Source organism: Vibrio sp. 10N.261.46.A3 (assembly GCF_041472995.1).
Taxonomy (GTDB): Bacteria; Pseudomonadota; Gammaproteobacteria; order Enterobacterales; family Vibrionaceae; genus Vibrio; species Vibrio coralliirubri.
The window spans coordinates 1-737 of the sequence record NZ_JBFRRH010000047.1; the positions used below are offsets into that span (position 1 = coordinate 1).

Genomic DNA, 737 nt, shown 5'->3' on the forward strand with positions numbered 1-737 from the left:
TCGATTTAAAGACGCTTACGCCTGAAAGGCCATTTCAGGGAAATTTGAGGGGATTGGGGTGAAATTTTAGGAAAAAGCAGAGAGGAGTGGAAAGAGGAATGTGACCAAAGTCACGCTGTATTTATTTCAGATGCAAGAAACCCTACCGAGCTAACGGCATTCTAAAAATTTGAGGGATTATTTGGGTGGTTCGTATCCTTCCCACTCGTAAGTGTCGATATAAGGCTGCTCTGACACAGGGGCTTCGCCTAATAGTTGATTGGCGTGGTCAACTCTTTCGTTGCGAAGTAGCTCTTGCATCTCGTCTTCTTTTTTCTTCTGACGTAGATTCTTATTGAGCATTGCTTTGGCTTTGCTAAAGCGAGCCCCAATCGCACTCAGGATGATTCGGTAATTGTTTGATGACTGACGGGGAGCGCTATCACGCTCTCCCTTGATAAATCGCGGGGTAGACACCAGAAAGCCCTCCCTGCAAGCGTAAGCAATCAGGTAGGTAATATAATTGATGCTATACCCTGTTCGCTTTGCCAATTCCTTTCGGGTCGGAAACGCATTGTCATTCACTAGGTTATAGAACGTAGCTATTGCAACCAAGACGGTTTTTAGCTGACGGGGGATGGTGACAGACTTAATAATATGGTCTGCCAGTTGATTGTGGTGAGTGATGTCGGTCAATGCCTGATTTGAGCTTGTCATTAATCAGTTACCCCCAATGCTACGTAAGCGTCTACGAACCG

The 737-nt window shown here is 45.6% G+C and carries 1 protein-coding gene; it reads right to left on the minus strand.

From position 1 onward, the window contains the following. Positions 1-177 precede the first annotated feature (177 nt). Complete coding sequence (locus AB4484_RS12695; protein ID WP_372078502.1) at positions 178-696, minus strand: hypothetical protein; 519 nt, start codon at positions 694-696, stop codon at positions 178-180. Positions 697-737: the final 41 nt, after the last annotated feature.